This is a genomic window from Pseudomonas morbosilactucae (assembly GCF_023241715.1).
GTDB lineage: Bacteria > Pseudomonadota > Gammaproteobacteria > Pseudomonadales > Pseudomonadaceae > Aquipseudomonas > Aquipseudomonas morbosilactucae.
Map to the genome: position 1 here is coordinate 120,492 of NZ_JALQCW010000002.1, position 12,299 is coordinate 132,790.

14 protein-coding genes and 1 pseudogene are annotated in these 12,299 nt (G+C 61.5%); 8 read left to right on the top strand and 7 right to left on the bottom strand.

Annotated elements, in window-relative coordinates; all coding sequences use genetic code 11:
- Positions 1-304: 304 nt before the first annotated feature.
- The 4 genes from M1B34_RS00675 to M1B34_RS00690 all read right to left on the bottom strand — a co-directional run bounded on the left by M1B34_RS00675 (position 305) and on the right by M1B34_RS00690 (position 2,623).
- Positions 305-1,039, bottom strand: a complete 735-nt coding sequence (locus M1B34_RS00675; RefSeq protein ID WP_268264160.1) for a DUF4262 domain-containing protein — start codon at positions 1,037-1,039, stop codon at positions 305-307.
- 148 nt (positions 1,040-1,187) lie between these two features.
- A complete protein-coding gene (locus tag M1B34_RS00680; RefSeq protein ID WP_268264161.1) occupies positions 1,188-1,502 on the bottom strand; it encodes a hypothetical protein in 315 nt (104 codons plus the stop codon).
- A 76-nt stretch (positions 1,503-1,578) separates the two neighbouring features.
- Positions 1,579-1,713 (bottom strand): hypothetical protein, encoded by a 135-nt coding sequence (locus M1B34_RS00685; RefSeq protein ID WP_268264162.1) that lies wholly within the window; start codon positions 1,711-1,713, stop codon positions 1,579-1,581.
- 391 nt (positions 1,714-2,104) lie between these two features.
- Positions 2,105-2,623 (bottom strand): Hcp family type VI secretion system effector, encoded by a 519-nt coding sequence (locus M1B34_RS00690; protein WP_123335791.1) that lies wholly within the window; start codon positions 2,621-2,623, stop codon positions 2,105-2,107.
- A gap of 358 nt (positions 2,624-2,981) precedes the next feature.
- Here M1B34_RS00690 and M1B34_RS00695 point away from each other — a divergent pair, with 358 nt between their 5' ends.
- The gene (locus M1B34_RS00695; RefSeq protein ID WP_268260888.1) at positions 2,982-3,518 is read left to right on the top strand and encodes a DinB family protein; all 537 of its coding nucleotides are present in this window, start codon (positions 2,982-2,984) and stop codon (positions 3,516-3,518) included.
- Here M1B34_RS00695 and M1B34_RS00700 read toward each other — a convergent pair.
- Positions 3,507-3,830 (bottom strand): hypothetical protein, encoded by a 324-nt coding sequence (locus tag M1B34_RS00700; RefSeq protein ID WP_268264163.1) that lies wholly within the window; start codon positions 3,828-3,830, stop codon positions 3,507-3,509. The genes M1B34_RS00695 and M1B34_RS00700 overlap by 12 nt on opposite strands.
- An 85-nt stretch (positions 3,831-3,915) precedes the next feature.
- Between M1B34_RS00700 and M1B34_RS00705 the strand changes: the two genes are divergently transcribed.
- Positions 3,916-4,215 carry a YceK/YidQ family lipoprotein gene (locus tag M1B34_RS00705; RefSeq protein WP_268264164.1) on the top strand — a complete coding sequence of 100 codons (300 nt, stop codon included), beginning with the start codon at positions 3,916-3,918 and terminating at the stop codon, positions 4,213-4,215.
- 89 nt (positions 4,216-4,304) lie between these two features.
- Positions 4,305-4,745, top strand: a complete 441-nt coding sequence (locus M1B34_RS00710; RefSeq protein ID WP_268264165.1) for a YceK/YidQ family lipoprotein — start codon at positions 4,305-4,307, stop codon at positions 4,743-4,745.
- A gap of 24 nt (positions 4,746-4,769) precedes the next feature.
- Here M1B34_RS00710 and M1B34_RS00715 read toward each other — a convergent pair.
- Positions 4,770-5,542, bottom strand: a pseudogene (locus tag M1B34_RS00715) (EAL domain-containing protein).
- A gap of 220 nt (positions 5,543-5,762) precedes the next feature.
- On the opposite strand from M1B34_RS00715, the gene M1B34_RS00720 reads away from it, so the two are divergent.
- Complete coding sequence (locus M1B34_RS00720; protein ID WP_268264166.1) at positions 5,763-6,767, top strand: AraC family transcriptional regulator; 1,005 nt, start codon at positions 5,763-5,765, stop codon at positions 6,765-6,767.
- A gap of 55 nt (positions 6,768-6,822) precedes the next feature.
- Here the strand turns inward: M1B34_RS00720 and M1B34_RS00725 are convergent, their stop codons facing one another.
- On the bottom strand, positions 6,823-7,347 hold the full coding sequence (locus M1B34_RS00725) for an SgcJ/EcaC family oxidoreductase (RefSeq protein ID WP_268264167.1): 525 nt from the start codon (positions 7,345-7,347) through the stop codon (positions 6,823-6,825).
- 172 nt (positions 7,348-7,519) lie between these two features.
- Here M1B34_RS00725 and M1B34_RS00730 point away from each other — a divergent pair, with 172 nt between their 5' ends.
- Genes M1B34_RS00730 through M1B34_RS00745 form a run of 4 tightly spaced genes read left to right on the top strand, consistent with a single transcriptional unit; the run spans position 7,520 to position 12,142 of the window.
- Positions 7,520-8,704 carry a sensor histidine kinase gene (locus M1B34_RS00730; RefSeq protein WP_268264168.1) on the top strand — a complete coding sequence of 395 codons (1,185 nt, stop codon included), beginning with the start codon at positions 7,520-7,522 and terminating at the stop codon, positions 8,702-8,704.
- Positions 8,701-9,369 (top strand): response regulator, encoded by a 669-nt coding sequence (locus M1B34_RS00735; protein ID WP_123335778.1) that lies wholly within the window; start codon positions 8,701-8,703, stop codon positions 9,367-9,369. The genes M1B34_RS00730 and M1B34_RS00735 overlap by 4 nt, the downstream gene beginning before the upstream one ends.
- Positions 9,366-11,693 carry an ATP-binding protein gene (locus M1B34_RS00740; RefSeq protein ID WP_268264169.1) on the top strand — a complete coding sequence of 776 codons (2,328 nt, stop codon included), beginning with the start codon at positions 9,366-9,368 and terminating at the stop codon, positions 11,691-11,693. Before M1B34_RS00735 ends, M1B34_RS00740 begins: the two co-directional genes overlap by 4 nt.
- Positions 11,690-12,142, top strand: a complete 453-nt coding sequence (locus M1B34_RS00745) for a response regulator (protein ID WP_268260894.1) — start codon at positions 11,690-11,692, stop codon at positions 12,140-12,142. The genes M1B34_RS00740 and M1B34_RS00745 overlap by 4 nt, the downstream gene beginning before the upstream one ends.
- The last annotated feature ends 157 nt before the right edge of the window (positions 12,143-12,299 follow it).

The window sequence follows — 12,299 nt, forward strand, 5'->3', positions numbered from 1 at the left end:
TAATCAACACGAACCCGGCAGGTAGCCCACCACAAGCTTAATAAAAATGCTTCAACCGTTCAAAACAAAAACTAAACCCTCACAATACCAATTTAACAGCCTACAACTTACTCAAGCCACAAACCTCTCACACCAACTTTTCTTCAATACACTTTGCAATACTTAGCCGATTCAGATTTCGTGCTGTCTGCGCCAACGAAGTCAACTCCTCAGCACCGAGAACAAGGCCCTTTGAAAAAAGCATATCCAAACACTCTATCGTCTCTTTTTCGCCCTCAAGGCATAGAAATGATACAGGAGAATGTCAACCCCAGATGTGCCACTCTGTTTCATGCTTGTCACGCCAAAGTGCATGGCCGAGTTCTAAGTTGACTACCTTTATAAGAGACGTGTCAAAAGCCAAAAACATTCCAAGTGGAACTACACGTACTTCAGCAGGAAGTGTGTCGGGACCCGAACCAGCGAACAATTCCCATTGATCGTCCTCCCATCTTGTGGCTTCAGTTATTTTTTCGCCACGCAACGCTCTAAGATTAGTTACGGCAACAGATCGATCTGAAATTGATTGGCAACTCCAGACTTCATTTAGCCAGCGCCAAATTGGTGCCTTGTGGATGCTCCATGATTCACTTAAATCAGGTATATCAATCGTCCAATGATCTGGGTCTGGAATTATCTGTAATGCAGAAATCTCTTCTAAGCTGTAGAAGTCCAGCGCTCCCAGCATCAACTTTTTTGTCCAGGAGTCATCAGCTTTTCGAAGTTTAAATGAGCCAAGAGAGTTGATTTTTAACTCTAAATCAATTTTAGATGGCTGTGATTTTATTAAGTCCGCCACTCCATCAATAATTTTTTTTATTTCGTTTGCGGAGTAAAAATAAGAGCCCGGCATTATTAACTCGTAACCTATAGCTTCCTTGAGGCCGATGGTGTAAGAAAACCTCGGCAACGGCCCGCCAGCGATCACGTAAACATGGTAGCCATAGGAGGCTATATTTGATCTTATTAAGTCTAGCGCTCTCTGCTTTTCTTTTTTCATGGTCGTGCACTTTAAGGTTTATGAATGTCTTTATGGTAATTCTCGCATAGTGCGGCCATATTTTCCTTGATCGTTTTAAAAACCCTACTTCACATGCAACCCAAGCAAATTTAAAAAAGCACTCACCACACACATATATATTAAAAAATCAACCTAATAGCTTTCTTCTTGCACCATTCACAGCATCTAAAAAGATCTCCTTATTAGAATCGCTAACTTTAAGACTATCCATCAAACCAATAGAACGCTCAATTGCATCTAGCATCATTGAAATCCTATGCTGCTCATCAGACTCCTTAAACTCCCCATGCGATATGTGCAAGCGAAATTCCAACTCTTTTCTTCGGTTGTTTTTTCTTACAATCTCCGGCACTCCATCAAGAAATTTTTCAGACAGAATTATTGAGATAAACGACCACCTCTCTACATTATCAACTGATGCACCAGATAATAATTCGTTCATGACAGGCTCAATTTTTTTCTAGCCACCTTCTCGCTGCCATTCAGATCAACATCAATTTCACCCGACATCCAAAATTTCATAAATAACCTTCTTCAATAATCACTTTTATTGAGCCGAGGTCTTGCCCCACCATTTTTTTCTTGTACTCGGTAATTTTTTCATTTTGCCAACGGTGCATTTCACGCTTAGTTCCGGATGCCTCAAATTGCATTTCAACATTCTCTTTCTCTAAGTAGCTGGCCGAGTACCTTTTTTTTTCCCTCTAGTTGTTTCAACATATTTAGCCACACTACTTTCATCATCATGCGCCAAATCTCTATCTCTTAGTGTGTATCCAACTGCCGGAATTTAACTATCTAGGCTATTACCATGTACTTTTCCATGCCCACATCCTCGACGTAGATCGCACTCAGAGGAACAGGCGCAAATTGGAGTTCACGTGGTGTTTCAGCAGCAGTTTCAGTGGTCATCAAAGCATCTCACCCGCAGCCAGCCGGCCCGGGATTTGAAGGAAGTCGTAGGGGGGGTATCAGGCGCGGCGGGCGCTAAGGCCCGCTGCAGCGGCGCGTCTTGACCAGAACGAAAAAGACGCCCGCACCGCCTTAGCCCGCGACCGGGGTGCGCCAGTCGTCAGAACCGGAAGTCCCGGAAACCTCGTGGGTCCAGGTGATCTTGCGGTAGGTGAAGTGCACGTCTTCCAGGTGGGTGAAGTGGGCGTTCGATGGGTCCTGGCAGTTGTGCATGTAGTCCTTGATGTCGACGATGATCGCGTCTTCAAGGGTGGTGGTGAAGTAGTGCTCCTGGGTACCGGCAGCGGACGTGCGGTACCAGTGGATAACGATCTCGGTCAGGCGCTCGCCCGAGGTCAGGGCCGCCAGCAACAGGGGCGAAGCCTTGTCGAAAACCTTGGTGATGATCACCGGCTTGTGTACGCGCTGGCCGGTGGGTTGGCCGGATTGCGGGTCACGGGGAATGATCACTTCGTGCTGGAAGCCCTGGACCATGACCTGGTCTTCGTGGCCTTCCTGATAGGTGTTGCCCACCGAGTCGGCGGTGAAGGCGCCAGCAGTGATCAGGCCTTGTTTGGTGCCAGTGACGGACATGTACGCGGGTGTAGCCATGGGATGCACTCCTTGCAAAAAAGGGCGGGATCGACAAGCCAAATGGCTTGAGGGACGCCCTAGAGATATCAAAACCCATGCCAATTCATAAATATTCTTTATTTATCAAATAGATACATAAAATACAGACCCATTTTCACTGCCTTTCCGCGGTTTTCCCCGGGCCCAGTGCGCAAGAAGTTGCGCAGTACTGCGCAACTTCTTGCGCACTGCCCTGCAGCCCTTTAATGACGTGGCCTACAGCCCTTTTAGCAGGTTAATTGAGCGATTGAAGTGCGCAACTTCTTGCGCAGTTGCTCCCTGGGTTGCCAAGCTGTGCCATTCGCCGTCAATGGCCCTGCCCCTCCAGGAAAAAACCGTGAACCGCACCGAGCAACTGTGCCTGATGGCCCGCTACAACCAGTGGATGAACCACCGCCTGTACAGCGCCGCCATGACCCTGCCCGACGCCGATATCAGCGCCGAGCGCCAGGCCTTTTTCGGGTCGATTCTCGGCACCTTGAATCACCTGCTGGCGGGGGATCGGGTCTGGCTCAAGCGCTTTGCCCAGCACCCGGCCAAGCACTCGGCTCTGGCGCCTCTGGACGACGTGGCGACGCCCGGGAACCTGCGCACTTTGCTGTGCAGTGACATCCGCGAACTGTGGCAGCAGCGTCAGTGGCAGGACCAGCTCATCCTCGACTGGGCCGCCAGCCTCAGCGAAGCCGACCTGGACCACGACCTGGAATACCGCAACATGCAAGGGCTGGCGGGCGCGCGAAACTTCTACAGCCTGTTGCTGCATTTCTTCAACCACCAGACCCACCATCGCGGCCAGGCCACCACCCTGCTGACCCAGGCGGGTGTGGACGTGGGTGACACCGACCTGTTGGCGCTGATTCCCTCAAGCCTCTGAGGTGGCCTCGGCCCAACGCGTCCGCAACAGCGGCAGCGCGCTGTGGCGCCAGAAGTCCGTAGAGACCTGGCCGCTGGACAGGCCGCCGTGGGCGAAGGGCTCGACGAAGAAGTGCCCCGGGGTGCTGAGGGGCTTGCCGGTCAGCCGGGCGAAGGCTTCGACAATCAGTTGTTCCAGTGCCTCGGCACTGGCGGGTAATGCCGTATCGGCAAACTGCTCGGCCATGGCTCGCCACAGATAGGGGTCGCCGCGTAATCCCCAGGGCATGGGTTCCTCGGCAAACAGCTGGCCAAGGGTGCTGTACCGCACCATGAAAAACTCCGGCATCGATTTATGAGCGAGCAATCTAGCCTCTGGCCCGGGCTTCTGCGACTATGCGCGCGGAAAAATCACCCCCTTGCTAAGGAATGGCATCATCAAAGCGCTCACCCCTCTGCTTCTCGCGTCCCTGCTGTCCGTGGCAGGCTGCGGCACCCTGATCGCCCGTACCCCCAACTCCTCCAGTGGCTATGACTACTACCGGGGCACCCAGGCCAATGTCGAACTGCTGACCATGCGCGGCTCCAGCGGCTACGAAGGCTACGCCACCGTGTTCTGCTGGGTGACCATTGTCTGCCCTGTGGTGGCGATTGCCAGCCTGCCGGTGGACGTGGTGACCGACACCGTCCTGCTGCCCTACGACGCGATGAATAACTGAAGCGTCGCCCGCCACACGGCCTGTCCCATCACCGCGGAACCTTCATCATCAAAACCTTGATTAACAAACCCCTTATCAACAAAAACTTCATGTTCAGACTCTTCACCTCTGCACTGCTGCTCAACACTCTGCTGCTGTCCGGCTGCGGGACCTACATGGCACGTGGCGGCAGCATGGACTGGCGCGACGATCGCTATTACCGGGGCACCAAGACCAGTGCGCAACTGGTCACCGGCTACGACATGGGCTACGCGCGCATGCTCACCGGCGGCTGTTGGGTCATGGTGGTGTGCCCGATCATCATGATCGGAACCCTGCCGGGGGACATCGTGGTCGACACCCTGCTGCTGCCCTACGATGCCCTCCAGCCGGAGCGGCCCAAGCGCAACATGCACGTCAATATGAAAGACCACCCACCGTTGGAGCCGCTGGAAGGCGTGGAACCTTTGGAGCAACCCGGCCAGCCGGTCAGCGCCACACCCCCCCAAGCGCCCGTCGCCGAACAGCCGCCAGCGCCCCAGCCTGAATAAGCAACACCGGCCCTGGCCACAAGCCTAGGGCTGATCCACCACGCTGGGTTCCAGGCCCAGCCGCTGCAAGCGACAAGGCTGTCCGAGACGGTCCACTTGCGGTCGGCCAAACAGGTAGCCCTGCCCCCACTCCCCGCCACAGGCGCTGGCCAACCCATGGTCGGCGACGGTTTCAATGCCTTCGATAATCACGCACGGCGCCAGGGTCTTGCACAACTGCACCAGGTGGCTGAGGGTCTGGGCGCTGTTGAGTTCGCCCCGGGCGCGACGCAGGTAGCCCTGGTCGATCTTGACGATGTCCGGCCGGGTGCGGCGGATGAACTCCAGGGTGCCCAGGCCCGAACCGAAGTCATCGATGGCTACCCGGCAGCCCAGTTCACGCAGGCACAGCACAAACTCGATGGCCGCCTGGGTACTGGGGGGCGTGGCGCTCTCGGTGATCTCGATCACCAGCCGCGAGGCCACCGAAGGCTCATCACCCAGGCGCCGCAACACGTCGTGCCAGAAGCCATCGATGATCGCGCTCTGCGCCGAGATATTGCAGCCCAGGCGCAGCAGCGGGTCCTTGAGCAGGCACTCGATAACGCTATGGACCACGCTGCGGTCCAGCTCGCGCATCAGTTGGTGCTTCTCCAGCATGGCAAAGGGGTAGACCCCGTCACCCCGGGCATCGACATGCCGCAGCAAACCCTCCGGTACAGCACCCGGCTGCTGTCGGGCAGCCAGATCACCGGCTGGAAGGCCAGCACCAGGCGCCCCTGGGACAACTGCAGGTAAAAGTCGTTGACGCTTTGCATGGCAAATCCATTGGCGATGGTGGCGCGCCGGCAGATGCACATGGCACGGCGGTCGACGTGCGCATGATCGACCCTGGGTCACGCCCCTGGAAGTGTTCCCGGAGACCTTTCGTTTGTCCTGGGAACCCCACTCGCCTGCCGAATCGACTGCGCCCATTTGTTTATTGCAATCATGCGGCCCGCCTCACAGATATCACTTAGCCATCACCCAGGAATCACCATGCACAGAATGACCTGCGCCCGCTTTCAGGTGCTTGCCGACGTCATGCGCGAGGGCGGCGCCCAGCCCGACGCCTTGCTCAGGCAGTTCGGCAGCAACCCCCAGGAGGTTCATGGCAACCCCAAGGGCGTCAGGCTGGAACTGGTCTATCAAATGCTGCACGAAGCCACCCGCGTGAGCGGCAACCCCGACCTGGGGCTGCTGGCCTACGGCAAGGCTCACCCCGCCCACCTGGCGAGCCTCGGTTACGCCCTCATGTCCTGCGCCACCCTGGACGTGGCGCTGCAACGGATGGTGGAGTACCACTCCTTGACCAGTAACGGTTTGCGCCTGTGCCTGGAGCGCAAGCCCCAGGCACTGAAGATCATCGGTTTTGATGCCGCCCTGGGCCCGCCCCTGATGCCGCGGGCCTTTATCGATGCGGTCATGGCGCAGATCCTCGGCCTGGTGCACTGGCTGCTGCCCCAGCACAAACCCCGACCCCTGGCCGTGGCCTTCACCTACCCGGAACCGGCGGACAGCCGCCCGCTGCGCCAGCTACTGGGCGATGAGCTGAGCTTCAACGCGCCCTATAACAGCCTGACTTTCAGCGCCGCGGATTGCGCCACGGCTCTGCCCACCGCCGACCCGGCCCTGGATGTGCTGTTGATGGAGTACGCCCGGCGTCACCTCAACCTGCTGCTCAACGACTCCATGAGCGCCCGGGTGCGGCGCATTCTCGCCGAGCGCCTGGCCCAGGGCGCGTCCGGTGGCCTGGAGCAAATTGCCCAGGTGATCGGGGTCAGCGCCCGCAGCCTGCAACGGCGCCTGGGCCAGGAAGACGTGCACTTCTCGGCCCTGCAAGACGAGGCGCGGCTGATGCTGGCCCACAACTTCCTGCGCAACTCGGCGCGCAGCGTCAAATACATCGGCGCGCTGCTGGGCTTCCGCGACCAGAGCAGTTTTCACAAGGCCTGCATGCGCTGGTTCGGCATGACGCCGGGCCGTTATCGGAGCGATTGCTGAGGGCCACAACGCACAACGCCGAGCAAGGGCTCGGCGTGGGCAGTCGGGCAAGCAATCAGCGATGGCTGGCCTGCAGCTGCGGCTGCACTTGCGGCATGGCCGAAGAGTGGTGGTTGAGGATCTTCCACTGCCCGCCGATGCGCTCATACAGGAAGGTGTAGCGCGCCTGCACGTGCTGGGTCTTGCCGTCGGCGGCGGTCAGCGTGAAGGTGTAGACGCCGCTGTCCATGGCCGCGTCCGGGCCCAGGTGGCGGATTTCACGGTAGTTGATCTGGCCCACCGGCTTGCTCGCCAGGAAGTGCTCGAAGTAGTCCTGGATTTGCGCCGGGGTGCTGCGCACCTGGTTGGACACGGTCGGCTGCAGGATCGCATTCGGTGCGTAGAGGCTCACCACGTTCTGTGGGTTGCCGGTCTTCAGGGCGCTGTTCCAACGGTCAAACAGCCCGGCGATTTCCCGGTCCTGGACATTCTGCGGCTGCTCGGCCACGGTGCGGTACACATAAGGGGTGGCTTCAAGGGCCTGGGCCAGGGGTGCGCTGAGCACGGTGAACAGGGCCAGGGCAGTGATTTTCATGGTCATGGTCAGACTCCAGTTGGGTTTCAATGAGCCACACTTTGCCAACCGCCGCCGTCGCCGCCATCGGCCAACTGGAACCTTCGGCCTATGCCATTCGGCAGATAGGCTGCAACCCCAGCCACACGGTCTAATGCCCTGCCCCTTCGCGGGCCTGTCTTGAGAAGAGAACCCCTGCATGCAAAGTCCACCCCACGACCCGGCCAGCGCCCTGGCGATTCGCAGCCAATACCGTCAATCGCAAAGCCGTGCGGCGCGCCTGCGGCTGCTGGTGGACACCGGCCAGGAACTGAGCCGGCTGGCCCCCGCAGACATGGGCCAGCGCGCCCTGCAACGGGCCTGCGCCTTCGTCGCCATGGACCACGGGGTGTTGCTGGAGTGGACCGCCAACGGCCAGGCCCAGGTCCGCGCCCGCCACGGCGGCAGCGAGGGGCTGGCCGATCTGCACCGCCTGGCCGATGCCGGCGCCGCCGACGCGCAATGGCTGGAGCCGGCGGACGGCGCCTTGCCCAACGTGCTCCAGGTGCCGCTGCACGCCGCCGACGGCCGGGCTTTCGGCGCCCTGCTGCTGGCCAACAGCGTGGCCCTCAGCGCGCCAGACCGCGAAGACATCGAGTCCCTGCAACTGCTGGCCACCCTGCTCGCCGCCCACCTGGAAAACAGCCGCCTGCTCGACGCCCTGCAAGCCCGCGAGCGGAGCATGTCGGAGCTGGTGCATCGGCTGTTCAGCGCCCAGGAAGACGAGCGCAAACGGGTCGCCTACGACCTGCATGACGGCCTGGCGCAAACCCTGGCTGGCCTGCATCAGCGGCTCCAGGGGTTTGCCGGGCGCTGCCCGTCGTTGCCGCCGGAACTGGACACCGAGTTGCAGACCATCCTCGTTCTGGCCAAGGGCTGTGTCGGCGAAGGCCGGCAATTGATCGGCGGCCTGCGGCCCAACGTGCTGGATGACTTTGGCCTGCTGCAGGCCGTGGACAAGGAAGCCGACCGCCTGCGCGATGCCGGCCTTGGCGTGTCCTGGGGCGAACGGGGCGGCGAGCGCTTGCCGGGGGCCGTGGAGATCGCCCTGTTCCGCATTGCCCAGGAGGGCATCAACAACATTCTCAAACACGCCCGGGCCAGCCAGGTGCAACTGAGCCTGTCCGTGCATGACGGCCAGGCGCGGCTGGAGGTGCAGGACAACGGCTGCGGCTTTATCCTGCCGACCCGTTCGGAGTCCCGCGGCGTCCAATCCCTGGGCCTGGTGGCCATGGCCGAGCGCGCCAGCCTGCTGGGCGGGCATCTGGAGCTGACCAGCCGCCCCGGCGACGGCACTCGCCTGCACGCCTGCGTGCCCTTTCAACCCATTGGGGAAGCCCTATGAACCGCGTTTTACGCCTGGTGCTGGCGGACGACCATGAAGTCACCCGCACCGGTTTTGTCGCCTTGCTGGCCGGCAACCCGGAGTTCGAAGTGGTCGGCCAGGCCCAGGATGGCCAGGAAGCCCTGGCCCTGTGCGAGCGCCTGCAACCGGACATCGCCATCCTCGACATCCGCATGCCGGTGCTCAACGGCCTCGGCGCCGCGCGCCTGCTACAACAGCGGCAGCCGCAGATCAAGGTGGTGATCTTCACCATGGACGACAGCCCTGATCACCTGGAAGCCGCCATCGGCGCCGGTGCCGTGGGCTACCTGCTCAAGGACGCGAGCCGCGACGAAGTGATCAACGCCCTGCAGCGCGTGGGCCAGGGTGAAGAAGCCTTGAACAGCGCGGTCAGTGCCCGCCTGTTGCGGCGCATGGCCGAACGCAACAGCAGCGGCACGCCTCAGGCGCAGGCGCTAACCCCCCGGGAGCGCCAGGTGCTGGGGCTGGTGGCCGGCGGTTTCAGCAACCGGGAAATCGGCGAGAAGCTGGGCATCACCACCGGCACCGCCAAGGCCCATGTGGAACGGGTAATCGGCAAGCTCGGCGCCGCTGACCGCACCCAGGCTGCGGTGCGTGGCATCGCCCTGGGCCTGGTGGCCCAACCCGGCGGGCAATGGCCATGAACCTGTTCACTGCACGGCGCTGGGTCGACCTGCCCCTGCGCGGCAAAGCGCTGGTGGCGATCTCCCTGCCGTTGGTGGTGCTGCTGTCGTCCCTGGTGCTGATCTACATCGCCGAACGCCAGACCGCCCGCGCCGAAGAAGACGTGCGCCGGGTACTGCTGGTGCAGGGCGATATCCAGGCGGTGCACACCCTGCTGGCCGAGGCCGCGGCCAGCGTGCGCGGCTACCTGTTGACCCGCCGCCAAGACTTCCTGCCCGGCTACCAACAGGCCAAGCCGCAGATCGACGCGGCCCTGCAACGCCTGGACCGCAACGTGCGGGACACGCGAATGCGCGAATACCTGACGATCATCACCCCGCTGATCGACACCAAGCTTGAAGGCATGGTCGCCCTGCGCAACGGCAGCCGCGACGACACCGCCACGGTCACTGCAATCCTGATCGACAACAAACAGGTGCTGGACGTGCTGCGCGAGCAGATCAGCGCCATGCGCGTGCTCGAAGACGCACTGCTCGCCGAACGCACCGCCGCCGCCACGGCCACCCGCACCCGGCTGCTGATGGCCACCTTGCTGGCAGCGATGAGCGGGGTGTTCGGGGCGATTGTCGCAGTGCTGTTCCTGTCCCGGGGCATCGTCGCCCGGGTCCAGCAAGTGCAAGGCAACGCCCAGCGCCTGGCCCTCGGCCAGCCTTTGTTGCCCCAGGCACCGGAGCAGGACGAAATTGGCCAGTTGGGCACCCGTCTGGTGGAGGCCGGGCAACTGCTGGCCGAGCGGGAGCGGGCCCTGCGCGATAACGAAGAGCGCCTGCGGCTGATCATCGATGGGGTCAAGGACTATGGGATCTTCGCCCTCGACACCGCAGGCCGGGTCACCACCTGGAACGTCGGTGCCGAGCGGATCAAGGGCTATAGCGAGCAGGAAATCATCGGCCGGCACTTTTCCGTGTTCTACCTGCCCGAAGAGTGCCCGCAGCACCCGGACATGGCCCTGCGCGAAGCCACCCGCGACGGCCATTACATGGAAGAGGCCTGGCGCTGCCGCAAGGACGGCAGCCGCTTCTGGGCCAGCGTGGTGATCACCGCGCAATATGACGCCAGCGGCGCCCTGCGCGGTTTCTCGAAAATCACCCGGGACATCAGCGACCGCCGCGTCGCGGAAATCGCCCTGGGCACCGCCCGCGAAGAAGCCGAAAGCGCCAGCCGCGCCAAGAGTGAATTTCTTTCGCGCATGAGCCATGAACTGCGCACACCGCTGAACGCCATCCTCGGTTTTGCCCAGCTTCTGGACATGGACTCCCACAGCACCCAGCGGCCCCAGGTCGGGCATATCCTGCGAGCCGGCCAGCACTTGCTGACCCTGATCAACGAGGTCCTGGACATCGCCCGCATCGAGGCCGGGCGCCTGCCGCTGAACGTCGAACCTATTGCGCTCAACGCCGTGCTGCACGAGGCCTTGACCCTGGTCTCACCGATGGCCGCCGACGCCGGGATCGAGTTGCGGCCCTTGCCGCCCCTGGCAGCGGACGCCGGGGTGGTGGCCGACCATCAGCGGCTGATCCAGGTCCTGCTGAACCTGCTGTCCAACGCGATCAAGTACAACCGCCCCGGGGGTCAGGTGCGGATTGCGGTGGAGATCGAAGGCACCCGCGCCCGGGTGCGGGTCTGGGACACGGGCCAGGGCATTCCCCTGGACCAGCTGGAACGCCTGTTCACACCGTTCGAACGCCTGAATGCCGACCCGAAAGTCGAAGGCACCGGGCTGGGGCTGGCGCTGAGCAAGAGCCTGCTGGAGATGATGGACGGCCAGTTGACGGTGCTCAGCACCCCGGGCGAAGGCTGCTGCTTCACCCTTGAGTTGCCGTTGAGCCGGGTCCAGGACCCGCTGGCGCCCACGCGTACGCTGCTGCCGGTGCTGCCCAGCCCGGCCCGGGCACAGGCCCACGAATACCAGGGCAAGGTGCTGTGCATCGAAGACAACCTGTCGAGCCTGGCGCTGATCGAAACCCTGCTGCAACGGCGCCCCGGGGTGCAGTTGCTGTCGAGCATGCAAGGCCAACTGGGGCTGGACCTGGCCCGCCAGCACGCGCCCCAGTTGATCTTGCTGGACGTCAACCTGCCGGACCTGACCGGGCTCGAAGTCCTGCAACGGCTGCGCGGCAGCCCGGCCACCGCGCAGATCCCGGTGCTGATGATCACCGCCGACGTCAGCGACCTGACCCAACGCACCCTGCGCGAGGCCGGCGCCACGGCGATCCTCACCAAACCCATGAACATCCCGGCGTTTCTCGCCCACCTTGAGCAGCATTTACCGGAGCCCGTATGAAAGCCGATTTCCGCATCCTGATCGTCGATGACCAACGGCCCAACCTCGACCTGATGGAGCAACTGCTGGCCCGCGAGGGCCTGGACAACGTGCTCAGCAGCAGCCAGCCGCTGCGCACCCTGGAGTTGTTCAACAGCTTTGAGCCGGACCTGGTGATCCTCGACCTGCACATGCCGGAGTTCGACGGCTTTGCCGTGCTGGAGCAACTCAACCGACGCATCCCGGCCAACGACTACCTGCCGATTCTGGTGCTGACCGCCGACGCCACCCGCGACACCCGCCTGCGAGCCCTGGCGCTGGGCGCCCGGGACTTTATCAGCAAGCCCCTGGACGCCCTGGAAACCATGCTGCGGATCTGGAACCTTCTGGAAACCCGCGCCCTGTACAAAACCCTGCGTCAACAAATCCCCGCCGAACAGATCGAACTGCTGCGCCATCACCGCCCCTGAGCCACCCGGCCCTCCTCATTCCCACGGCCCCCGTGGGAATGCAGCCACGGACACTCCGCGTCCCGCCCAACCACATATCCAACCTGTGGGCGCTGCTTGCCAGCGATAAGCGATTTCAAGGCCGCCATCGCCGGCAAGCCGGCTCCTACAAGGGATG

What these genes read in the sequence shown, in the direction of transcription:
- M1B34_RS00720 (WP_268264166.1), top strand. Translation starts at nt 5,763, where the DNA reads ATGCACAGAATGACCTGCGCCCGCTTTCAGGTGCTTGCCGACGTCATG.
- M1B34_RS00700 (WP_268264163.1), bottom strand. Translation starts at nt 3,830, where the DNA reads ATGGTGCGGTACAGCACCCTTGGCCAGCTGTTTGCCGAGGAACCCATG.
- M1B34_RS00690 (WP_123335791.1), bottom strand. Translation starts at nt 2,623, where the DNA reads ATGGCTACACCCGCGTACATGTCCGTCACTGGCACCAAACAAGGCCTG.
- M1B34_RS00710 (WP_268264165.1), top strand. Translation starts at nt 4,305, where the DNA reads ATGTTCAGACTCTTCACCTCTGCACTGCTGCTCAACACTCTGCTGCTG.
- M1B34_RS00745 (WP_268260894.1), top strand. Translation starts at nt 11,690, where the DNA reads ATGAAAGCCGATTTCCGCATCCTGATCGTCGATGACCAACGGCCCAAC.
- M1B34_RS00685 (WP_268264162.1), bottom strand. Translation starts at nt 1,713, where the DNA reads ATGCAATTTGAGGCATCCGGAACTAAGCGTGAAATGCACCGTTGGCAA.
- M1B34_RS00740 (WP_268264169.1), top strand. Translation starts at nt 9,366, where the DNA reads ATGAACCTGTTCACTGCACGGCGCTGGGTCGACCTGCCCCTGCGCGGC.
- M1B34_RS00730 (WP_268264168.1), top strand. Translation starts at nt 7,520, where the DNA reads ATGCAAAGTCCACCCCACGACCCGGCCAGCGCCCTGGCGATTCGCAGC.
- M1B34_RS00725 (WP_268264167.1), bottom strand. Translation starts at nt 7,347, where the DNA reads ATGACCATGAAAATCACTGCCCTGGCCCTGTTCACCGTGCTCAGCGCA.
- M1B34_RS00675 (WP_268264160.1), bottom strand. Translation starts at nt 1,039, where the DNA reads ATGAAAAAAGAAAAGCAGAGAGCGCTAGACTTAATAAGATCAAATATA.
- M1B34_RS00735 (WP_123335778.1), top strand. Translation starts at nt 8,701, where the DNA reads ATGAACCGCGTTTTACGCCTGGTGCTGGCGGACGACCATGAAGTCACC.
- M1B34_RS00680 (WP_268264161.1), bottom strand. Translation starts at nt 1,502, where the DNA reads ATGAACGAATTATTATCTGGTGCATCAGTTGATAATGTAGAGAGGTGG.